Annotated in this window: 17 protein-coding genes and 3 pseudogenes; 12 read left to right on the top strand and 8 right to left on the bottom strand. The window is 67.9% G+C overall.

From position 1 onward, the window contains the following. The first annotated feature begins 172 nt into the window (after positions 1 to 172). Positions 173 to 382, top strand: a complete 210-nt coding sequence (locus tag ACH4TL_RS23670) for a hypothetical protein (protein WP_246096120.1) — start codon at positions 173 to 175, stop codon at positions 380 to 382. Here ACH4TL_RS23670 and ACH4TL_RS23665 read toward each other — a convergent pair. Continuing rightward, positions 379 to 1401: an SDR family oxidoreductase gene (locus ACH4TL_RS23665; protein WP_398317429.1), complete on the bottom strand. Its 1023-nt coding sequence runs from the start codon at positions 1399 to 1401 to the stop codon at positions 379 to 381. The two genes, ACH4TL_RS23670 and ACH4TL_RS23665, sit on opposite strands and share 4 nt — an antisense overlap. Positions 1402 to 1480: 79 nt before the next feature. Here ACH4TL_RS23665 and ACH4TL_RS23660 point away from each other — a divergent pair, with 79 nt between their 5' ends. After that, positions 1481 to 1939 (top strand): helix-turn-helix domain-containing protein, encoded by a 459-nt coding sequence (locus tag ACH4TL_RS23660; RefSeq protein WP_055553556.1) that lies wholly within the window; start codon positions 1481 to 1483, stop codon positions 1937 to 1939. A 564-nt stretch (positions 1940 to 2503) separates the two neighbouring features. Further along, a complete protein-coding gene (locus ACH4TL_RS23655; protein WP_055553554.1) occupies positions 2504 to 2983 on the top strand; it encodes a helix-turn-helix domain-containing protein in 480 nt (159 codons plus the stop codon). Here ACH4TL_RS23655 and ACH4TL_RS23650 read toward each other — a convergent pair. Further along, positions 2966 to 3262 (bottom strand): hypothetical protein, encoded by a 297-nt coding sequence (locus ACH4TL_RS23650; protein ID WP_398317424.1) that lies wholly within the window; start codon positions 3260 to 3262, stop codon positions 2966 to 2968. The two genes, ACH4TL_RS23655 and ACH4TL_RS23650, sit on opposite strands and share 18 nt — an antisense overlap. Before the next feature lie 8 nt (positions 3263 to 3270). Continuing rightward, positions 3271 to 3441 carry a recombinase family protein gene (locus ACH4TL_RS23645; protein WP_234357060.1) on the bottom strand — a complete coding sequence of 57 codons (171 nt, stop codon included), beginning with the start codon at positions 3439 to 3441 and terminating at the stop codon, positions 3271 to 3273. A gap of 222 nt (positions 3442 to 3663) precedes the next feature. On the opposite strand from ACH4TL_RS23645, the gene ACH4TL_RS23640 reads away from it, so the two are divergent. From ACH4TL_RS23640 to ACH4TL_RS23630, 3 genes and pseudogenes are all read left to right on the top strand, one after another. Then, positions 3664 to 4308: a LysE family translocator gene (locus ACH4TL_RS23640; RefSeq protein WP_055553552.1), complete on the top strand. Its 645-nt coding sequence runs from the start codon at positions 3664 to 3666 to the stop codon at positions 4306 to 4308. A gap of 37 nt (positions 4309 to 4345) precedes the next feature. After that, positions 4346 to 5190, top strand: a pseudogene (locus ACH4TL_RS23635) (IS5 family transposase). A gap of 142 nt (positions 5191 to 5332) precedes the next feature. Next, positions 5333 to 5811: pseudogene (locus ACH4TL_RS23630) on the top strand (transposase); the annotation flags it as partial. 231 nt (positions 5812 to 6042) lie between these two features. On the opposite strand, the gene ACH4TL_RS23625 reads toward ACH4TL_RS23630, so the two are convergent. Together ACH4TL_RS23625 and ACH4TL_RS23620 are read right to left on the bottom strand one after the other, a co-directional pair. Further along, positions 6043 to 7170 carry an aminotransferase gene (locus ACH4TL_RS23625; RefSeq protein WP_398317419.1) on the bottom strand — a complete coding sequence of 376 codons (1128 nt, stop codon included), beginning with the start codon at positions 7168 to 7170 and terminating at the stop codon, positions 6043 to 6045. Further along, complete coding sequence (locus ACH4TL_RS23620) at positions 7167 to 8078, bottom strand: ornithine cyclodeaminase family protein (RefSeq protein WP_055553548.1); 912 nt, start codon at positions 8076 to 8078, stop codon at positions 7167 to 7169. The genes ACH4TL_RS23625 and ACH4TL_RS23620 overlap by 4 nt, the downstream gene beginning before the upstream one ends. 62 nt (positions 8079 to 8140) lie before the next feature. On the opposite strand from ACH4TL_RS23620, the gene ACH4TL_RS23615 reads away from it, so the two are divergent. After that, entirely contained in the window at positions 8141 to 8716 is a 576-nt protein-coding gene (locus ACH4TL_RS23615; RefSeq protein ID WP_398317416.1) for a helix-turn-helix domain-containing protein, read from the top strand. Between the two features lie 143 nt (positions 8717 to 8859). Here ACH4TL_RS23615 and ACH4TL_RS23610 read toward each other — a convergent pair. Continuing rightward, positions 8860 to 9282: pseudogene (locus tag ACH4TL_RS23610) on the bottom strand (Tn3 family transposase); the annotation flags it as partial. A 474-nt stretch (positions 9283 to 9756) separates the two neighbouring features. On the opposite strand from ACH4TL_RS23610, the gene ACH4TL_RS23605 reads away from it, so the two are divergent. From ACH4TL_RS23605 to ACH4TL_RS23595, 3 genes are all read left to right on the top strand, one after another. Then, positions 9757 to 10581, top strand: a complete 825-nt coding sequence (locus ACH4TL_RS23605) for an enoyl-CoA hydratase/isomerase family protein (RefSeq protein WP_055553546.1) — start codon at positions 9757 to 9759, stop codon at positions 10579 to 10581. Between the two features lie 200 nt (positions 10582 to 10781). Next, positions 10782 to 11864, top strand: a complete 1083-nt coding sequence (locus ACH4TL_RS23600; protein ID WP_398317413.1) for an integrase core domain-containing protein — start codon at positions 10782 to 10784, stop codon at positions 11862 to 11864. 34 nt (positions 11865 to 11898) lie between these two features. Further along, a complete protein-coding gene (locus tag ACH4TL_RS23595; protein WP_398317765.1) occupies positions 11899 to 12477 on the top strand; it encodes a transposase family protein in 579 nt (192 codons plus the stop codon). A gap of 120 nt (positions 12478 to 12597) precedes the next feature. Here the strand turns inward: ACH4TL_RS23595 and ACH4TL_RS23590 are convergent, their stop codons facing one another. Both ACH4TL_RS23590 and ACH4TL_RS23585 read right to left on the bottom strand, forming a co-directional pair. Then, positions 12598 to 14349, bottom strand: a complete 1752-nt coding sequence (locus tag ACH4TL_RS23590; protein ID WP_398317410.1) for a stealth family protein — start codon at positions 14347 to 14349, stop codon at positions 12598 to 12600. A gap of 13 nt (positions 14350 to 14362) precedes the next feature. Then, positions 14363 to 15178 (bottom strand): alpha/beta hydrolase, encoded by an 816-nt coding sequence (locus tag ACH4TL_RS23585; protein WP_246097089.1) that lies wholly within the window; start codon positions 15176 to 15178, stop codon positions 14363 to 14365. Positions 15179 to 15663: 485 nt separating this feature from the next. Here ACH4TL_RS23585 and ACH4TL_RS23580 point away from each other — a divergent pair, with 485 nt between their 5' ends. Both ACH4TL_RS23580 and ACH4TL_RS23575 read left to right on the top strand, forming a co-directional pair. Next, the gene (locus ACH4TL_RS23580; protein WP_246097088.1) at positions 15664 to 17235 is read left to right on the top strand and encodes a VCBS repeat-containing protein; all 1572 of its coding nucleotides are present in this window, start codon (positions 15664 to 15666) and stop codon (positions 17233 to 17235) included. After that, the gene (locus tag ACH4TL_RS23575) at positions 17232 to 20858 is read left to right on the top strand and encodes a LamG-like jellyroll fold domain-containing protein (RefSeq protein WP_398317405.1); all 3627 of its coding nucleotides are present in this window, start codon (positions 17232 to 17234) and stop codon (positions 20856 to 20858) included. The genes ACH4TL_RS23580 and ACH4TL_RS23575 overlap by 4 nt, the downstream gene beginning before the upstream one ends. Positions 20859 to 20937: the final 79 nt, after the last annotated feature.

Genomic DNA, 20937 nt, shown 5'->3' with positions numbered 1-20937 from the left:
CCCTCCCTCGCCCGGGCTCGTCGTGCGGTATCGCGACGCCGTCACCGGCCGGGTGAGGCGCGGCCGTACCTGTGCTTGCCGAGAATGTTCGCACCGCCGTCGCTGATCTTCTGCCCGAGCACGCGGCCGCCGACAAGGACGCCCCGGCTCCGGAGCGCCGGTCGTCCGCGACGTGCCGGGCAAGGTCGCCGACTTCCTCCGCGCCACCGAACTGGAGCCCGTCGAGCGCGGCGCGCTCGACCAGGGCGTCACCGTACGGTGCGGCCAGGGCTACACCCTGCGCATCAGCACCACGCCGGAGGTCCACCGCCAACCCCTCGCCCGCTGCCGGCCCCTCGACGGCACCCAGGGCGCCCCGACCGTCCCCGGACAGCACACCTAGGCCGGGCGGGAGAAGCCCTCAGGCGGTGCGCCCTCGACGAACAGCATGGCCACCCGGGCCTTGTCCTTTCGTATCTCCCGGGCCCGCCGGTACTCGGCGGAGTCGTACCACTCCCGGATCCGGTCCATGTCGGGAAACTCGATGACCACGAACCCGGAGGAGTCCCAGGTGCCTTCGACGGGCTCGGGCGTGGGTCCCCCGACCAGGTAATGGCCGCCGTGGTCGAGGATGGACTGCTGGGCCACGGCCGCGTAGGCCAGGCCGGCCTCCTCGTCGAGCACATCGAAGTTGACCATGACGTAAGCGGGCGTGACCTTCTCCGTCCCGAACTGCGGGTGGAGCGCGCCGATGCCTCCGGACAGACTCGCGAGCACGGTCTTGCTCGTCTCGTCGGCGATGATCTCAGGGGCGCCGGAAGCGACACCGTCGAGGGCGATGCGCGCGATGTCGGCAGGGTCGGCCTTCGGCGCGTCGAGGCCGGCGGTCATGTCGGTGTCCATGTACCCGACGTGCAGCGCCGAGACCCGGGTGCCCTGCGGGGCGAGTTCCTGGCGCAGCCCGTTCGTCATCGACCAGGAGGCCGACTTGGCGGCGCAGTAGGCACCGAAGTCGGGGAAGTTGACCCAGGAGGCGACCGACAGGATGTTCAGCACCGCGCTGCTGTCGTGAGAGCCGAGCTGGGGGGCGAATGCCCGGGTGACCGCCAAGGTGCCGAGGTAGTGGGTGTCGATCTCCAGGCGGATGTCCGCCAGGTCGCCCGTCAGCAGCGATGCGTAGGTGGCCGAACCGGCGTTGTTGACCAGGATCGACACGTCGCCGGTCGCCTCTGCCGCGGCGGCGATGGAGGCGGGGTCGGTCACGTCGAGGGCGATCGGCTTCACGCCGTCGAGGTCGACGGCTGCGGGATTGCGGGCGGCCGCGTAGACGGTCGCGCCGCGGTCGCGCAACTGCTTCGCCAGGTGACGTCCCAGGCCGCGGTTCGCCCCGGTGACCAGTGCCGTCTGTCCTTCGATCTGCATTGCGCAACTCCCTGCTGGGTAGGTTTTTCCAATGTAGACCACCTGGGTTGGAAGAAGCAACTCAGGGTAGGCTTGCAGCATGGGCAAGATTCCGAATGACAGTTGCGCTATCGCCCGCAGCCTGGGCGTGCTGGGCGAGCGCTGGACGTTTCTGATCCTGCGCGAGGCCGTGGCGGGGTCGAGCCGGTTCTCGGAGTTCCGCAGCGGGCTCGGTGTGGCGCCGGATGTTCTCACCGCACGCCTGAACACGCTGGTCGAATACGGCGTGATGGAGAAGGTGCCCTATCGGGAGCCCAGGGAGCGGGCTCGCTTCTCGTACGTGCTCACGGATGCGGGCCGGGAGCTCCTCGTCGTCCTGCTCGGCCTGCAGCAATGGGGCGACAAGTACCTGCCGTGGCCGGACGGGCCGAGCATCCTGCGCCTGGTCGAGGGCACCGAACGACCGGTGCACGTCGGGTTCATCGACGACGACGGAAACGAAGTCGACGAAAGCTCCGTGGCACTGATGCCGACCGCCGCCTCCCCCGGCCGGAAGTAGCGCAGGTTCCAGTTCCAAGACGTGACCCTCGCAGGCTCCACGACCGGAGGCGAACGAACGCCGCCAGGCCTTGCGGCCCGCTCCGTGGAATCCGGAGCGGGCCGCAAGGCCTTCGCCGGAGGCGCCGCGCCTGACGGCTGGCTGGCCGCGGTTCCCGCAGCGCCGTCCATGTCCGGCGTCCGCTGCGGACGCCCCCGGCTGCGCCTTACTGACCGGATCACTGGCTCGCCGGTCGTACTGGCCAGCCCGTCTCGCCGTTACATGCGCCAGGTCGGCGGCCGCGGCGTGCAATCGGCCCGGCCTGCGAGGGGGTGCACGGGTGTTTCTGCTTACCTGCCGCGTCCCTTTGCCTGTGTGGGATCTTGCGCGTGATGCACGCCGTCCACCCCGTGGCAGGACCTGCCCGAGTCGCCTGCTCCCGCCCGGCAGGCGTACGTGCCATCTGGTTAGTGATAGTAAACTCAGGTCGTGCGGGCTGCGGGGCGTATGTGGCCACCGGAACGAGTACCCGGCGTCGATGTGGAGGTGAGTTCTGTGCCGTCAGGAAGGCACGTGTCCGGCCCTATGGATGACGAGCCGGCCTGTTCCATGGAGCGGAGCCTGCAGATACTCGGCGAGCGGTGGACTCTGCTGGTGCTGCGTGAGGTCCTCTACGGCAGGCACCGGTTCGCTGAAATCCGGTCAGCTCTCGGCATCGCGTCGAACCTGCTCAGTGACCGACTCAAGGTTCTCGTCGACGCCGGAGTGCTGCGGACGCTGGCATACCAGGAGGCCGGTAGCAGGCACCGGCAGAGCTACCATCTGACGCCGGCCGGGCTCGAACTGCAGCCCGTCCTGGGTGCGCTGCAGCAGTGGGGGGACCGTCACCGTCCGCGGCCCGCAGGTCCCTCCGCTTCCCAGCGGACCCGCTCCACGGGTCGGGCCGTCCACGTGGGGTTTCTCGATGACGATGGTCGCGAGGTTCCCATGGAGGATGTGTCGCTGATGGCAGCACCTGACCCTCAGAACTCGTCCGGCCTCGGGGAACTACGGAACAGCCGTTAGCGCTAAGCGCTCCCGTGCCCCTGGAGGCGTGTCACCGTACGGGCTGTGACTTGGCCCGTGGCTCCGGACTTCCCCGGCCTGGAGGGCGGAGAAGTCGGCGTGTGCCTGGGCGACGGCTTCGGGGTATGCATCGCGCTTGGCGTGCTCGGCGAGTGCCCGGTAGATGCTGGCCACCGAGGGGTTCTGGTCCTTGCGCTTGCCGGTGGGGATGATCAGGTCGGGCTGAATCTGCTCGACGGGCTCGCCGGCCGCGCGGCGGCGGAGCACGGTGTGGAGCATGTCGTAGGTTATGACGGGCGGCCGCCGTGCTTGCCCTTGCGGGCCGCGGTGTCGAGCCCTTCGGACGTGGACTCGCGGATGTCCTCCCGCTCGGTCTGCGCCATCGCCGCGAAGAATGCGAACAGCAGCTTTCCCGGGCCTGTGGGGTCGTAGATGCCGGGCAGGGGGCCGGCGAGCATCTCCAAGACTAGCCTCGCGCTTTCACGAGGTGACCTGTCCGAAGCTTGTTCGGATGAGTGAGGTGTGCCGCTGACCTGGGACGATGGGACTTGTCTAGGGTCCTGTTCGTCGTCGGGAAGGCTGCACTCCTCAGGTGTCTCGGCAGGTGGATGAGCCTGGAGTGGACGGTCCGCCATCTGTTTGTATGACCTCTGGACGGCAATCCAGGAGGTGGCGGACTTATGGTGTCCACGGAGAGTATTCTCGCGTTCGCGGCGATGTCGCTGCTGGTGATCGTGATTCCGGGGCCGAGCGTGCTGTTTGTGATCGGCAGAGCCCTCGCGCACGGCCGCCGCACGGCGCTCGCGACGGTCCTGGGCAACCTGGTCGGTTCGTACCTCCTGGTGATCGCTGTGGCGTGGGGCCTCGGCGCGCTGGTGGAGAGTTCGGCGACGGTGTTCATGGGTGTGAAGCTGGCCGGAGCGGCGTATCTCGTCTACCTCGGCGTGCAGGCGTTCCGGCACCGCAAGGAGATGCGCGCGGCGGACATGGAGGCCCCGGCGGATGAGCGGCGCGGTGATCTGCGCACGATCCTGGACGGTATTTTCGTGGGCGTCACCAACCCGAAGGGCGTCGTCTTCTTCGCGGCGGTGCTGCCGCAGTTCGTGGATCACTCGGCGGGCCAAGTCCCCCTCCAGATGATGGTGTTGGGGCTGGTCCCGGTCGCCATCGGCATGATTACGGACACCCTGTGGGGCCTGGGCGCCTCGGCGGCCCGTTCCTGGTTCGCCCGCTCGGATCGCCGCCTTTCGATGGTCGGCGGGGCGGGCGGCTTCGCAATGATCGGCCTGGGCGTGACCGTGGCAGCGACAGGCCGCGCCGACTAGGCCATTTCGTTTGGATCAACCGGTCGTTGATCCGGATGTGCCGTTGACTGATGCGCAGTGGGCGCGGATCGAGCCGTTGCTCCCGGACCGGACGCCGAAGCGGGGTGGCCGCTGGCGGGACCATCGTGAGGTGATCGACGCGATCGCCTTCAAGTTCCAGACCGGTACCCAGTGGGTTCATCTGCCGGAGAAGTACGGCAACTGGCGGGGCGTCTACAACCGGCTGCGGATGTGGGCCGTCGACGGCACTTGGGAGAGAGTGTTCACCGCCCTGGTGGCCCAGGCCGACGCGGACGAAGACGTCAGCTGGGCCGTCTCGGTGGACTCCACCATCGTGCGGGCTCACCAGCATGCGGCCGGGGCCCGCAAAAAGGGGCCCCGGCCAGCGAGCCGGACGATCACGCCATCGGCCGGTCCCGCGGCGGACTGACCACAAAGATCCACCTTGCGGCTGACGGCCGATGCCGGCCACTCGCGTTCGTCCTCACCGCCGGCCAGGCCGGTGACGCACCCGCCTTCACGGATGTCATGGCCCGCTTGTGTGTTCCCCGCCCCTATGGACGTCCCCGCACCAGGCCGGACCTGGTCCTGGCCGACAAGGCGTACTCCTCCCGCGCGATCCGCGACCATCTGCGCAGACGCGGCATCCGCGCGGTGATTCCGGAACGGGCCGACCAGCAGACCAACCGGCGGCAGCGCGGACAGGCGGGCGGCAGACCGCCGGCCTTCGACCGCGAGGCATACAAGCAGCGCAACACCGTCGAGCGGTGCATCAACCGCCTGAAGCAGTGGCGCGGCATCGCTACCCGCTACGAGAAGACCGCGACCATCTACCTTGCCGGACTACACATCGCGGGCATCTTCCTCTGGTCCGCCCGCTGATCCGAACGAAACCGCCTAGCCTCGGGCCCTCGCAGGGGCGAGCTGTCCGCACCCTGATCGAAAACGTAAGAAATGCTCCTGAGCTGCAACGATGAGACTTACTGAGGGTCTTGTCCGTTGCTGGCTTAGGAGTATTTCTCGGGTGAAGAAGCGTACCGGGTCCTACCCACGTGTTCATGTCGAGGGCGGCGGCCGTGGAGTCGTCAGCCAGGCGGGCGGCGTACTGCTGGTGGAGACCGTCCGGAAAGCCGGACTGGATGGGGCGATATCGGCGGCGCTCTCGCCGTGGCGGCGTCCGCGGCGGTGCACGATCCGGGCAAGATCCTGCTGGATGTGGCGCTCGCCGTCGCGCTGGGCGGGGACTGCCTGGCCGATGTGGCCCTGTTGCGGGCCGAGCCGGCCGTGTTCGGGCCTGTGGCCTCGGACCCCACGGTCTCTCGTCTGGTCGGCAGGCTGGCGTCAGGCTGCAAGCGGGTCTTGGCCGCGCTCCGCATCGCCCGCGCCGAAGTGCGCGAACACGTCTGGCGATTGGCCGGGGATGCGGCGCCGGACGCGTGCGGGCAACTGATCGTGGACATCGACGGCGTCCTGGTCTTGGCGCACTCGGAGAAGCAGGACGCTCGATGCCGTGCTTGTCGGGCGCGTCGACCTGCGACCGGAGTTCCTGGGTGAGCGTCGAGCAGCGGGCGTACCCGATGCGGATGTCCGCGCTCGGCAGGTCCGGGTCGATCGGCGCCGGCGGCGGAGTGCCCGGGCGCCATGGCCGACCCGGCCCCCGGTCCGCCGGGTCGGGATGCGCAGCGCCTTCTTCAGGCGGAGCACCCGGTTTCCCCCGGCCCTCTTGCCGGTGAGTCAGTCCTGGGCGAGGCGGTCGAGGAACTGGCCGACCAGTTCCAGGCCGGTGCACAGGGTCTCGGTGTCGTCGGCGAAGCCGATGCGGACGGTGTGCTCGATGCCGAAGGCGGCGCCGGGGGTGAACATGACGCCGGTCTCCCCGAGGAGGCGGGTGCAGAACTCGTAGGAACCGATCGGGGCGTTGTAGCGCAGGAGCGCGGTGGTGCCCGAGGCCGGTTTGACGTAGGTGATGTCGTCACGGCCGGTGACCCACTCGTCGAGGATGGCGAGGTTGGTGCGGGTGATCTGGTGGGAGCGGGCGAGGACGGCGTCCTTGTTCTCCAGGGCGACGCAGGCCAGGAGGTCGTCGATGCGTCCGACGCTGATGGTGGTGTAGTCCCGGTGGGTGGCTACCTCGGCGAGGAGGCGGGTGGGGCCGACGATCCAGCCCAGGCGCAGTCCGGCCAGGGAGTAGGGCTTGGACATGCTGCCGGTGGAGATGCCGAGCTCGTACAGGTCGGCGATCGAGGCGGTGAAGCCGTCGCCGTATTGGTCGACGCCCCGGTAGACCTCGTCGCACAACACCCATGCCCCGACCCGTTCGGCAATCTTGACGATGCGGGCCAGTCCGGCTTCGTCGATGAGGGCGCCGGTGGGGTTGTTGGGATTGTTGACGGCGATGAGCTTGGTGTCGGCCGAGACCAGGCGGTCGAGTTCGTCGAGGTCGGGCAGCCAGCCGTTCTCCTCGCGCAGCGGCAGTTGGGTGACGCGGGCGCCGTAGCTGTCGGGGATGGAGTAGTGCTGCTGGTAGGTGGGGACGACGGCCACGATGTGGTCGGCGGGTTCAACGAGGGTGGCGTGCACGAGGGCGTTCGCGCCGATCGCGCCGTGGGTGATCAGGACGTTGTCCGGGCCCCGGCTCTCGTAGAGGCCGGCGACGAGGCCACGCAGGCGGGGGCTGCCGGCGATGGGGCCGTAGGTGAGCGGGGTGTCGTCGAGTTCGGCAAGAATCTCCTCCCGCCGTCCGGACATCTGAAGCAATTCGCCGGTGGTCAGGGAGCGGACGCAGGTCTCGGCGAGGTTGTGGCGGCAGGTCTCCTCGTAGTCGTTCATCCACTGCTCGACGGCGAACGGGCGGATCTTCACCGGGACTGTCCCTTCGTCATGGCATTGTCGTTGTACAGGGCGGCCCAGGCGACGGCCGCGTCCTCGATGCCCAGTCCCACGGACCGGAAGTACACCGGCCGCTCGCCGCTCGGGCCCTGGGCGCGGCCGGCCACGAGGCCGGCCAGGTCGCCGCGCACGGCGGCGGGGTCCCAGCCGTCAGCGGCGGCGCGGGTCAGGTCGGCGGCGACCTGCAGGGTGGTGAGCGCGTCGACGTAGACGTCGAGGGCCTCGACGGCGGCGGGCGGGATCTCGCGGGCGCCGGGGGCGTTGGTCGAGATCGAGGTGACGACCGTGCCTGCGGGCAGGGCACGGGGGTCGATCACATCGTCGGCGGCCGAGGTGCACAGCATCACCAGGTCCGCACCCGTCACCGCGTCCTCAAGGTTCGCCGCGGCCTGGACGCCGTCGTCGGCCTCGTCGACGCCCTTCGGTGAGAACGCGCGGACGGTCATGCCGGGGCGCAGGTGGCGCAGGTAGCGGGCGTGCGCACGGCCGACGCGCCCGTAACCGATGACGGCCGCGGTGCGGGCGCCGGGCGGCAGGAGCAGGTCGGTGGCGAGCACGGTGGTGGCCGCGGTGCGCTCGACAGTCAGCTTGGAGGCGTCCAGCAGCGCGAGCGGCTGACCGGTGGACAGGCTCACGAGCATCGTCCACGCCGTGACCACGGCGGGACCGGCAGGGTCGGGCAGGTACGGGGAGACCTTGACCGAGTAGACGCCGGCATGGGGCAGGACGGCCGGGTAGTGGATGACGTCACCGCCACCGGGCAGGTCGACGACGAACTGGCCCGGAGTCGGTGCCGTACGGAGGGAAGGGGCCCCGAAGGCGTCGCGGAGAGCGGCGAGGACGGCCTGCTCGGAGACGCGGGGAGAGCTGATCACACGCATAATGAGCAATATATTGCCCACTCGATCGGGTGGCAACTTTTTTGCGCACTATAGTGCTCACCATGAGCAGCGAGAGCGCCCCCGACAGTCAGGCAACGCAGGAGTTCGTCACCCGTATCGGCAGGCGCATCCGCACGCTGCGCAAACAGCGAGGCTGGGGCGTCCAGCAGCTCGCCGACGCCGCCAAGCTCAGCCGGCGCATGCTCACCGACATCGAACTCGGCCAGGCCAACCCCAGCCTCGCCACCGTCGACCGCGTCGCCCTCGCCCTCGACACCGACTTCGCCGCCCTCGCCCTGCCTGAGAACGACGCGCCCGGCGCGGAAGCCGAAGGCACGCTCGTATGGGAGGCCCGGGACGGCAGCACCGCCCTCCTGCTGGGCGCCACCGAGAACCCGCGCGCCGAACTATGGCGCTGGACCCTCACCCCAGGCGGCCGTTACGACGCCGAACCCGACCGGCCCGGAGCACAGGAGATCCACCACGTCCTCACCGGCCGTCTCACCCTCGCCCTGGAAACCGGACCGCAGATGGTGGGGCCGGGGCAGAGCGCCACCATCCCCAGCGACCAGCAGTATGCCTACCTCAACGAGCACACTGGACCGACGGTCTTCATGCGGGTTGTCAGCGGTGCCTGACGCCGCCAGCAGGCCCCGACCCGCCCGGCCCCCGACGCGACGGATCCAGGACGGCCAGGCGGCACTCGGAAGTCACCTGGCCTCCGGTCCAGACAGAGTGTTGCCGCACCGGCAAGGCACCTGCCGTCGGCCTTGGGTCCGGGTCAGCCCTGCCCACCGTCGTCCTCGTCAAGCTCCGGCGCGATGGGGCCGCGCAGCGGGCGCAGGCCGCCGTCGGCCGGGACCGAAGCGCGGATGCTGTAGCGGCCCAGCACGTTGAGGTTGGCGTGCTTGAGCGGGGAGAGCCGGGCCACGTCCTCGTCCAGAACGTCGTGCTCACGCTCCTCGGGCGGCAGCGACCGCAGCTGGGCGAGGCGGCGTCCGGTAGTGGTCGTCCACAGCACGGTCGCGTTCAGGACCAGGCCGAGCGCGCCGAGCTGGTCCTCCTGGCCCTCGCGGTACGCCTCCATGATCTGCCCACGCTTGCCGTGGCAGATGTCCCGGGCCAGCTTGTGGCGGGACTCCTGCACGGCGAGCTGCCGGTTCATCTGCCTGCGGTAGGTGTCGTCCACTGGGTCGACCACCCGCCAGCCAGTCCGGCTGACGGCGTCCCCCGACAACGAGTTCCTGATCCCGCCCAGCCGACTGCAGCGGTATCCGGGATGCGGCGGAACGGCGAGGGCCGGCGGCCCACAGGACCCGCGCTGGGGCGGTACACAGAGAACCTGCCCGCACTCCAGTGAGCACTCCTGGGTCCATGGATCTCTTGACGGCCCGAGCAGTCACCGAGGCTTTCTCCTGGCACTCCTTGCTGCGGCGTCAGGATGCGCGAGAGCCTTCGGGGGCTGCGCCATGAACAGCAGCAAGAATCCCACCCGCATCACCTCCTCTTCCGGCGGCTCGCGGCGCCATCCGCGCAGCCGGACGACGGACATGCCTGCTCAGCGCCGATGCGGTGACAGTCCGGCGCCCTCGAACTCACCGCTTCCCTCGAAAGTGGGGTCACAGTCACGTCCAGACTGGGTTGCATTTTTAAAGTCAGACTCTCTAGCATCGCCCCCATGAGCAATCACTCGCAATTTCAGGTACATGCGGTGTCGCCGTCCTACTGGAAGGTGACCTTCGAGAACGGCCCGATCAACCTCATCGATCCGGACACCATCGAGCAGCTTGCCGATCTGGTGACCCGTATGGAGGAGGACCCCGATCTGACCGTCGTGGTGTTCCAGAGTGCCAACCCCGACTTCTTCATGGCACACTTCGACCTCTTGTCCGAGATCGAGCGCGTGTACACCACGGCCCCGGGCCCCACCGGACTCCTCCCCTACCCGGACAGCCTTCTGCGCCTCAGCAAGGTCCCGGCTGTCACGATCTCGGCCATCAAGGGCCGTGTCCGAGGAGCGGGAAGTGAGTTCGTCCTGAACACGGACATCCGCTTCGCCGGTACCAACGCCATCCTGGGACAGCCCGAGGTGGGCTTCGGCGCCGTACCCGGTGGCAACCCGATGGGGCGACTGGCCGAGTTGGTGGGCCGGGGCCGCGCGATGGAGATCGTGGTGGGAGGAGACGACTTCCCGGCCCATCTCGCCGCCGAATACGGCTACGTCAACCGCGTTCTTCCCGAGGACGAGCTGGACGACTTCGTCGACACCTTCGCCCGCCGCATCGCCGGCTTCAGCAAGGCCGGGGTCTCCGGCGCGAAGGAGTTCGTCGACGCGGCCACCGCAATCCCAGCGGGGGACTACGCAGCCGCTATGGCCGCCTTCAGGCGCACGTCGATGCGTCCGGAGAACGCGGATCACCTGCGCAGCCTCTTCGAACGCGGCTTGCAGCAGCCTCAGGGAATCGAACTCGATCTCGGCAAGCACGTCGCCGAGAAGTTCTGAGCCTGTGCCGCTCGAAAAGTCATCGCCGCAGGTGAGCTGGATGCGGTCAGCCCGCTGGGATCATGTCCTCCGTGATCGTGTCCTTGCTGTACAAGGTGACCCGGAAGCTGCTGACTGTTCCATCGGTGCTCCTGTGCCGCTCGAAAAGTCATCGCCGCAGGTGAGCCGGGTGCGAGCAGTCCGCTGGGATCACGTCCTCCGTGATCGTGTCCTTGCTGTACAACGTGACCCGGAAACTGCTGAGCGTTCCATCAGTTCTCCTCCGTCGCGGGACGGCGAAGGACGCGGAACTGCTGGTGCTGCGGCACGAGAACGCGGTCCTGCGTCGCCAGCTGACCGGGCCGGTCCGCTACGAGCCCGCCGACCGGTTCTGGTTCGCCGCCCTGTCCGGACTCATACCCCGACGCCACTGGCGCGAGGTCTTCCCTGTCGCCCCCGGCACTCTGCTGGCCTGGCATCGCAGGTTCATCGCCGCGAAGTGGGATTACACCGCGCGCCGACGCACCGGACGCCCACCCACCCGGACAGAGATCAAGAAGCTCGTCCTACGGCTGGCCAGGGAGAACCCGAGATGGGGACACCGGCGGATCCAAGGGGAGTTGACCCGACTCGGGCATCGCATCGCCGCCTCGACGGTCTGGGAGATCCTCAACGCGGCCGGCATCGGCCCCGCGCCGCGTCGCTCGGGTCCCACCTGGCGCGAGTTCCTGACCGCGCAAGCCGAGGGGATCATCGCGGCAGACTTCTTCCACATCGACACCGCCCTCGGCAGGCGATTGTACGCGCTGGTGTTCCTCGAGCACGGCACCCGGCGGCTGCACATCACCGGGGTCACCGCCCGCCCGACCCGGGACTGGGCGGTGCAGCAGGCCAGAAACCTCACCGCCGACCTGGGCATACGCATCGAGACCCTGCGCTTCTTGTTACGCGACCGCGATGGCAAGTACGGGGAGGCGTTCGACTCTGTCTTCCAGGCGGAGGAGATGGAGATCCTCAAAAGTGCGCCACAGGCTCCCCGTATGAACGCGCACTGCGAACGCATCATCGGCAGCATCCGACGCGAAGCCCTCGACCACGTCCTCATCATGAACGAGACCCACGCCCACCACGTCCTCGCTGCCTACGAGCGGCACTACAACGAACACCGACCCCACCAGGCCCGCCATCAGCTACCACCCTGCGTCCACGAACAACCCGCCGCGGCGCCTGGCCTCAGCACCGGCAAAGTCCTGCGCACCCGGATCCTCGGCGGCCTCATCAACGAGTACAGATATGCAGCATGACATGCAGCGATGACTTTTCGAGCGGCACAGGACCCTGGCGGAGGTCGTCGACCATCTTGGTACCGGCGGGAAGACCGGGATCGTCGATGGCACCGAGATCCGGGTCCGTCGCCCGGCCGTCGGACGCAAGGACCGGGACAAGTTCATCTCCGGCAAGAGCAAGCAGAACGCCGTCAAGGCCATGGTCGTCACCGACGCGGACGGCCGCGTCCTGTTCTGCAGCCCGACCCGCCCCGGAAGCTGCGCGGACATCACCCACGCCCGCCAGTCGGGGCTGGTCAAGCTCCTGGCCGACGGGCCCGCGGTCGAAGTCCTCGCGGATGCCGGCTACCAGGGCCTGGGCGCACAGACCGCAGGGCGCGTGGTGACGCCACCGCACCGCAAGTTCAAGAAGAACGCCCCCACCTGGTATGAGGAGATGCACGAGCGACAGCGCAAGACGCACTCCTCCCGACGCATCCGGGTCGAGCACGGCATCGCCCACCTGAAGAACTGGCGGGCCCTCGCCCGTCACTTCGGCCGCCGCGAGCACACGAGTGACACCGTCCAGGCGGTCGCCGCCTTGCTGTCCCACCAGCAGACCGCAGACCTGATCCCGGCACGGCGGAAGTGAACACCGAGCCCCGCCGAAGCCCTCGACGCCTCACCGCCAACCGTGCACGAGCTCGTTAGTGACACCCAACAACGACCCCACAGAAGAAGAGAAGTAGCCGTGCCGACACGGGATAGGTCGTTAGCGCTCGTAGCGGCTAGGGAAGGGGAAGTAGTTCTCCAGGAAGGTGTGGAGTTCGGCGGTGACGCGGTCCTGTTCAGCCTCGGGCGTGTTGACATCGTTCAGGCAGAAGAAGTCGTAGCTGCGGGAACGGGCGAGTTCGGCGAGGGCGTCGGTGACGTTCGGCCCAGCCACGTCGATGTAGCGCAGCCTGTACTTGGCGGGCACGGCCCGGCCGGTGAGGTAGGCGTAGTGGTGGTGCAGGGAAGTGGTCATGGCGATGTCGGTGATCGACCGGAAGCGTGAGCGACTGGTGCGGGCGATGTCGTCGGCGAAGCGTTCCTCCAGCTCTTCCATGACCGTGCGCCGCTGGGGATGTGGGGTGTGCATGAACTTGTTGATGGTGAACCGTGCGTGGGTGTTCCGCAGCAGTGCGCGGACGTTCTTGCCCGCAGAGTTCGGCGCGGGGTCGTCGCCGTGTGGCGCTCCCAGCCCGAGTTGGAAAGGCGAGAAGGGGAGCTTGGCAATGCCGTTGCCGTGGAAGAAGTGTCCCGCAGTCACAGGGCGGCCGAGAAAGACATCGTCATTGAGGTAGAGGTAGTGCTCCGACAGACCGGATATGTGGTGGAGCTGTGTCTCGATGGCGTGGGAGTTGAAGACCGGCAGCACGGCGGGGTCGGAGAAGATGTCTTTGTGATCCACGACCTGGATGCCGGGAGCGTCGGTGTTCAGCCAGGCGGGGGCCTGGCCGTCGGTGACGATGTGGATGTTCCGTATGAACGGGGCGTACATCTCCAGCGAGCGCAGGGAATACTTCAGCTCGTCGTGGCTGGTGTAGCGGGAGACACCGGTCTCGCGGGGATGGATGCTCGACGCCCCGCTGCCCCTGCCTCGGTGTGCCTCACGCCTGGCTCCGAGTTCGAGGTCCGCGCCGTCGACCCAGGTGTATACGACGTCGATGGGGAAGTCGACGGTGTCGATACGGGGCTGGAAGAGATCCGTGTAGGTGGGGTAGGCGCGGCCCTCGATGGTGCGGGAAGCCGGGATGCGCGCCTCCGTCGGCAGGGCGTCGGTGACGGCGTTGGGACGAGGTGCGACCAGGGCGTCTGCGGCGAGCACGGCTGTGGGTGCCTGGCTCCGCAGAGCGGCGATACGTTCGGCGCCCCGCTCGCCGTCGTCGAGCAACTTCTGTCCGTCGCGCCAGAATTCGACGTCGCAGCCGTAGGAGAGGTCCGCGAGTATCTGGTCCGCGGGTCCGACCAGGATCTCGCCGAATCGTATGGCGTCCCGGCGTTTGAGCGAGGTGGGCAGCGCTCCGTCCGCGTACAGGACGGCGTCGGCCGGCATCGGATCGCTGCCCGGTTCCATGGCGTACAGCGCGGTGGAGCCGTAGAGCTCGCGCAGTGTCTCCAGCAGACGCTTGCGGTCGGTGAGGCGCATGCCGATGACGTGGCGGGTGCGGGAGCGGCCGGGGACCAGGAAGTACGGGATGGCGGAGTGTTCGAGGGCATCGCCGATCAGGGCGAGGTTGTGGGCCGATGCCTCGTCGGCACGGAAGTGGTTCACGCGCCGGCCGTAGTACGCCCGCCCCTCGACGGTGACCGCCCGCAGCTCGGCGTCGGACTCGACAAGGGCCCGGCGACGCGCCTCGATGCGCTCCCGGCGTATTCGTCGCTCCGCTTCGACTTCGGCCGCTCTGCGCTGCTCGGCGCGCTCTTCACGTAATCGCGCGGGCAGCATGCGTTCCCGCAGTACCTCGATGCGTGACGGCATGTGCAGTCCTCTCTCAGTTGTGGGCCGCGATCCAGGTGAGGATCTTCTGCGGCATGCCGTCGACGTCGAGGAGGGCGCCACCGTGTGCACCGCTGTTCGCCACGTTCTCCACGGTGACCCCGTCCGCCGGCATGTCGTGAGCTGCCTCCTCGGCCTCTTCGAGGTCGAGGGAGTGCTGGACGGGGATGAAGTCTCCCTCGGAGTGGATCAGGTACATGGGGGCGTCGTTGGCACCGGACGCACGGTTCCTGACGACCATGTCCTTCCACGTGTCCCAGCAACTCGCGTGCAGGGACGTATCGGTGTCCGCGGAGTCGGGGAAGCAGCGGGCCAGAATCGTCGCGTTGTCACGAACCTTGCGTTCCTTGGCCGTGCTGTCGTCGTGGTTACCGTCGTTCCAGGCGCGGTAGGGCGACGCGACAGGGGAAAGCGCCACGACTCCGTTGACCCGTTCGGCGCCCGAGCCGTAAGTGGCGAGCGCAGTGGCGATCTGACCGCCCGCGGAAGAACCGAGGACCACAACACGGTCGGGATCGAGGTCGAATTTCGACGCATTCGACTTGATCCAGTCAATGGCCGAAATGGCGTCGTCGCGCTGGGCGGGCCATGCCGCGTCGAAATTCAGCCGATAGTCGACTGAAAAGGCAGCGTATCCCTTATCCGCGAAGAACCGGGACCAGGTGGCCCATCCGGAATCCTCGTACCAGTAGCCGCCGTGCAGGATGACGACGCCGGGTTGCGGGGTGCGTGAGGCGTTCCAGTAGGCGTCGATCTTCTGCCGAGCGTGTGCCCCGTAGGAGTAGCTGGATTCACTGCGCCCGACAGCCACGCTCTCGTGGCTGCCCCACGTCAGAAGGCTCGCGATCAGGACAGCGCAGACCGCAAGGCATGCCCAAAGGCGATTCACAGGTTTCCGTCCTCGTTTCCTGCCAAGCGCAGGCCTGTGGCGCCGAAGCGACCCAACTCGTCCCGTTTCGAGACGCATCCCCGGGTCGTCGGCGCAACGAAAAGACGAACAGCCTGCGAGTGCGAAGGAAAGAAACTATGGAGGATTTGCTGAGGCTTCGTCAACTACTCACCATCACACTGGTCCGACTTGACCGATATCACACGAAAAGAAGGGGATGCAGTATTTTATCTGCTTTGCCAATATTTCTCTTGGCTAAAGAGAACATGGTGTTGACATGTGAGCCACTACTCCCAGTAGGTTTGCCGCCGTTTGGCTCTGCCGCGACTCGGACGTCGCAGCCTCGCGCTGCGCCCAGCCGGCTGGGCTCTCCAGAGAACGCGACGGGTGGCTTGGGTGGGGGCTACGTGCGCCATGGCATGAGGACGTTCGGGCTGGCGGCGGTTGTCGCCGCGGTTTTCGCGGCGATCGGAGGGTTAGGGTCGCCGGTGCAGTCAGTGGCGGTGGCCACCACGTGCACCGGCGGAACCAGCGCAGATTTCAACGGGGACGGCACGACCGACACGGTCATCGCCGACCCCTTGGCCACCGTGAACGGTGCGGAACGCGCCGGCCTGGTCCGTGTCGTGCTGGGTGGCGGCAAGGGCACCTTCGAGATTTCCCAGGCCACCGCAGGCATGAATGCCACTCCTGAACGCGCGGACCAGTTCGGGTTCTCCCGCGCCTCCTACGACGTCGACGGCGACGGCTGTACCGACCTGGTGGTGAGTGCCCCGTATGAGGACGTGCCCAAGGGCGGCAGCGACCTCGTCGACGCGGGCGGCATCTGGGTCATTCATGGGACGCCCAACGGCATCGGCTCCGTAAGCACGATTGACAGCTACACCCAGGCACAGCTCGACGACTCGACGACGACCGAGGAGTACGACCGGTTCGGTTTCGCGCTGAAGGCGGGCGACACGTCAAACGACCAGCCGTATCTGCTCGTGGGTGTGCCAGGCGAGAACGTCACAGTGGGCGGCAAGGAGTACGCGGACGCGGGTTGCGTCCACTACGTCCGGGGCTCCACGAAGACCACAGTGAACCACGACGATCCAGGGGTTCCTGGAGTCGTCGAAGCTCACGACCGCTTCGGCTACTCTCTCGCGGCTACGACTCGGTACTTCGCCGTCGGCGCCCCGGGCGAGGGGATCGGCGACGAGGACTTCGCCGGCGCGGTGACGGTCTTCAACCACACCATCACCGACGGCGTTCCCACCCCTCTGGCCGGACTCGACCAGGGCCCGGCGGGCGAAGGGCTGGCAGGTGTGGCGGAGGCAGGCGACGGCTTCGGCACATCGATCTCCATGACGGGCTACCGCCCCGGCGACCAGACGTACAACTCGGACGCGCTGCTGGCGATCGGCACTCCGGGCGAGGACATCGGTAGCGCACCGGACGCGGGAAGCGCCACCGTGGTCCGGATCAAGCCGGACGGCACCTATACGGAGATTGCCACGATGGACGCGTCGGTCACGGATGTCGAGGGAGATCCGGCCCCCGGAGATTTCCTCGGGCAGCGGGTGACGATCGCCAACACCGACGCAGGCGTGGTCAGCAGTACCGGCACCATCCGGTTGGCCGTGGGTATTCCGGGCCGGGATGTCGGCTCGGCGCAGGACGCGGGAGCGGTACAGATCTTCCGCCCGTTGGACGCCGCCATCGGGGCGAAGGACAGGATCTTGACCCGCGCTTCGAGTGGCAGCGTGCTGCCCGGTACGGCCACGGCTCGAGACTACGCAGGCATCGCGCTGACATCGGGTTCGGCGAATCTGTATCTCGGCGTCCCTTACAGCAAGGCTCCCGACAGCCCTCGTGGGGTCCTCTATGTCGTCCCTTGGACGGATGTCGACGGCGGCACCAGCTCTGGCACCACCACATACAAGCCTGGCGCGGACGGTCTCCCTGACACGGGGACCTCGTTTGGAGTCGTGGGATGACCGGGAGTCGGCAACGGAACATGTGGGGGCGGGCCATCACCGTATTGACGGTGGTGCTGGTGGCCGCCGGGCTCAGCGTGCCGTCTCCCGTCGGCACCTCACCGCAGGCCGCCGCTGCGAGCAGGGCACAGGCAGCCGCGAACGGCACCGCGAACGCCCAGGCAAAGGCGGCCAAGACCGGGGAGAAGGTCGAGGTCCTGGCGCTGCGAGGCGAGCGCAGCACCACCGTCGCCAACCCCGACGGCACTTTCACCACCACTGAGTACGTCCAGCCCGTCCGCACCCGCAAGAGCGGGATGTGGACGGACATCGACACGACGCTCGTCAGGCGGGACAACGCCACCTACGCTCCCAAGGCGGCGCTGGCCTCGATGTCCTTCTCCGGTGGCGGCGGCACGACGCTCGCCGAGATCGAGAGGGACGGCCAATCCTTCTCACTCGACTGGCCCGGCACGTTGCCGAAGCCCCTCATCGACGGCCCCACCGCCACGTACCCGGATGTTCTGCCCGGCGTCGACCTGAAGGTCACCGCCAGCGCCGAAGGCTTCTCGCATGTCCTGGTCGTGAAGAACGCCGAGGCTGCGGAGAACCCGGACCTCGCCGGGCTAGAACTCCCTGTGGACACCGGCTCCCTCACGCTGAGGAAGACCAAGGACGGCGGGCTGGAAGCGCGGGACGGCAGCAGTGGCGCCACCATCTTCGAGGCGCCCGCACCGATGATGTGGGATTCCCGTCCCAGCGCTCAAAGTTCCGCGGCCCCTTCAGCGTCCCCGGCCCCGTCGCCGTCCGGCTTGGGACCCGGCGACGCGGTGGCGCCGCCCGACGGAAGTCAGGTCGCCGACGTCACGGTGGAAGTGTCCGAGGACACGATGACCCTGAGACCGGATGCCGGGCTGCTCACAGGCGAGGACACGGTCTACCCCGTGTACATCGACCCCGTCGTGAGAACCTCGAACCGCACTGGCTGGACGATGGTCTCGTCCTACTACGCGTCGACGAAGTTCTGGAAGTTCGACGATGACGAAGGCGTGGGCCGCTGCCCGGCGGACGTCTCGTACCGCTGCACCAGCAACAGTGACGTCAAGCGCCAGTTCTTCGCCCTTCCGACGGGAACGTTCGAGGACAAGGACATCGTTTCGGCCGAGTTCGCGGTCACCATGGTGCACACCTACTCCGAGTCCGGCCGGGAAGTGCAGCTCGGCCGGGTCAACTCGACCGGCGCCAGCGCGATCAGCTCCTCCACGAGCTGGAACAACCAGCCCTCGCTGAAGGACGCCATCACCGCGCAGTCGCCGACCAATCCCGCGGGCTCGTGCACATCCACGAACCAGAATGTCCGCTTCAATGTGAAAGGCACGATACAGAAGGCCGCGGACAGCGGCTGGGACACCACGACCTTCCGGCTCAAGGCAGGCGACGAAGGGAACTACTCGTACTGGAAGCGTTTCTGTGGCAACGCACACCTCGAGGTGACCTACAACCGGCCACCGTTGCAGCCGGACCTCGACGACCTGAAGATGACACCGGGCGGTGCCTGCGAGTACGGCAATGCCGCTGAACACTACGTATCCGAGCCACCCAAACTGATCGCTGCTCTCAAGGACCTGGATCACGGGGACACAGGCAGTAACTCGGAGACCCTGAAGGCACAGTTCCACATCTTCTGGAGGGTCGGCAGCACGACGTACGACCGCTACGCCACGACAGCCCCCAAGAGCACCGTCGACATGTCGAGGAGCGGGCAAACGGGTGTGGCCTCGTTCTCGTACGTCGCGGGGACGGACCTCAGCGGCGACGGGGAGGCAGGGTTCACCGTTCCGCAGAACGTCACCATCGGCTGGGCCGTCCGTGGTTACGACGGCACCTCCTGGGGCCCGTGGAGCCTGGCCGGTGCCGGGACGCGCTGCGAGTTCATCTACGACGCCACAGCCCCCAAAGCGCCCGCAATCAGGTCGGCCCAGTATCCGAACGACGACGCGTGGCACGCCGGCGTCGGCGACTACGGCTCGTTCACCTTCGATTCGGCGTCGGCCGACGCGGTCCAGTACAAGTACCGCTTCAAGGGCAGCACATGGGTGACGGTGAAGCCGAATACCGCCGGCGGCCCGGCCACGGTCCGGTGGATGCCACCGGACGAAGGCCCCATGTACGTGGAGGCCAAAGCGGTGGACAACGCGGGCAACGCGCAGAAAACCCCCACGTCGTACGTCTTCCTCGTCAGTGACGGACGGGCCCCGGCAGCGGGCTGGACACTCGGCGACGCCAAGGGATCGACGTCCGCAGCCGGTATGAGTGGGGCGCCGGAGGCGATTCCAGGCTCCGGTGTGGCCTTCGGTGACGAGGGCCCCCTCGGGCCCACGGACACCGCGGTCAGCCTCGACGGCTCGGACAACGCCTACCTCGACGCCGGGAGGCCGGCTGTCGACACCAGCCGGACCTTTTCGGTGAGCGCCTGGGTGAACCTGCCCGAACGCCCCACCGACGACGTCACCATCGTCAGCCAGGACGGCACCGCCGAACCCGGCTTCGACTTGGGGTACGACGTGGACACCCAGTCCTGGACCTTCCGCACACCCGTCAGCGACCTGGAAACGATGGGCACGTGGAAGGTGTCCGGCGCAACCGCCGTTCCGGGCAGCTGGACCCACCTCATCGGGGTGTACAACAGCGAGCTCGGCACCCTCAGCCTGTTCGTCAATGGCGACCTGGTCGAGAAGGATGTCGAGAAGCGCCGTACCACCTGGAACGCCACGGGCGGTCTCCAGATCGGCCGCAAGCTGTCGTTGGATGGCTACACCGGCCACTTCAAGGGCAGGGTCGCTGATGTCAAGGTCCACGACCGCGTAGTGCCGGAGGCCGAGGGAGCGGAACTCGGCGGTGTCTCCGCAAGCCAGCTCGCGTACTGGCAGGTTGACAGCGCCACCGATGGCCTCACCCCGGAGACTGCTGGTGGCACGGGTCTGGCGCTCGGCGGCGGTGCGTCGGTCTTCCAGCCGGATGACTCCTGCGATCCGGAGGCGGACCCGGACTGCGTTCCCCCCGCCGAACCGCTGTGGGGCGACGGTCACCTGGCCCTCAACGGCACCGACGCCTACGCCGCTCGCGCAGCCGGTCTCCTGGCCAAGGAGGACAGCTTCACACTCACCGCCCGCGCCCGCCTCGCCGGCGCCGGAGCGTCCAAGGACCAGACCGTCCTGTCGCTGGCGGGCACGAGCGGTAGCGCCGTCACCGTGAAGTACTCCGCCGCCGCCGACCGCTGGCAACTGGCCGTCACCAACAAGGACGCCGCGACCGCGACCACCACAGCGGCCACAGCAGGTGGCGTGCTGCCGAGCGGCGAAGGCGACGGTGACCACCTCGCAGTCGTCTACTCAGCGGTCTTCGGCGATGTCCTGCTGTACGTCAACGGCACCCGCGCCGCCCAGGCCCGGTGGGACAACGCGTGGGACTTCACCACTGTCTCGCTCCAGGTCGGCCGTAGCCTGACCGCCCGTGCCGCCTCGGCCTACTTCGCCGGCGCAGTCGATGAACTCCGGATATACCGCGGTGCGCTGGACGCGAGCACGGTGCCCACCGTGGCCGTACTGCCCGCCGGTTCGAGCATCGACGAGACCGTCACGTGACGGGCCTGCTGTTCCCCTCCCCTCTGACCACCTCTATGACGGAGTTGCCTTGCGCTCGCCTTTCCGGTCACGGCCGCGA

This window comes from Streptomyces sp. NPDC021115, from assembly GCF_044333065.1.
Taxonomy (GTDB): domain Bacteria; phylum Actinomycetota; class Actinomycetes; order Streptomycetales; family Streptomycetaceae; genus Streptomyces.
The sequence above is the reverse complement of the archived record's forward strand: the minus strand, read 5'-3'. Positions and strand labels throughout refer to the sequence as shown.

What these genes read in the sequence shown, in the direction of transcription:
- ACH4TL_RS23665 (WP_398317429.1), bottom strand. Translation starts at nt 1,401, where the DNA reads ATGCAGATCGAAGGACAGACGGCACTGGTCACCGGGGCGAACCGCGGC.
- ACH4TL_RS23660 (WP_055553556.1), top strand. Translation starts at nt 1,481, where the DNA reads ATGGGCAAGATTCCGAATGACAGTTGCGCTATCGCCCGCAGCCTGGGC.
- ACH4TL_RS23655 (WP_055553554.1), top strand. Translation starts at nt 2,504, where the DNA reads ATGGATGACGAGCCGGCCTGTTCCATGGAGCGGAGCCTGCAGATACTC.
- ACH4TL_RS23650 (WP_398317424.1), bottom strand. Translation starts at nt 3,262, where the DNA reads ATGCTCCACACCGTGCTCCGCCGCCGCGCGGCCGGCGAGCCCGTCGAG.
- ACH4TL_RS23645 (WP_234357060.1), bottom strand. Translation starts at nt 3,441, where the DNA reads ATGCTCGCCGGCCCCCTGCCCGGCATCTACGACCCCACAGGCCCGGGA.
- ACH4TL_RS23640 (WP_055553552.1), top strand. Translation starts at nt 3,664, where the DNA reads ATGGTGTCCACGGAGAGTATTCTCGCGTTCGCGGCGATGTCGCTGCTG.
- ACH4TL_RS23620 (WP_055553548.1), bottom strand. Translation starts at nt 8,078, where the DNA reads ATGCGTGTGATCAGCTCTCCCCGCGTCTCCGAGCAGGCCGTCCTCGCC.
- ACH4TL_RS23615 (WP_398317416.1), top strand. Translation starts at nt 8,141, where the DNA reads ATGAGCAGCGAGAGCGCCCCCGACAGTCAGGCAACGCAGGAGTTCGTC.
- ACH4TL_RS23605 (WP_055553546.1), top strand. Translation starts at nt 9,757, where the DNA reads ATGAGCAATCACTCGCAATTTCAGGTACATGCGGTGTCGCCGTCCTAC.
- ACH4TL_RS23590 (WP_398317410.1), bottom strand. Translation starts at nt 14,349, where the DNA reads ATGCCGTCACGCATCGAGGTACTGCGGGAACGCATGCTGCCCGCGCGA.
- ACH4TL_RS23575 (WP_398317405.1), top strand. Translation starts at nt 17,232, where the DNA reads ATGACCGGGAGTCGGCAACGGAACATGTGGGGGCGGGCCATCACCGTA.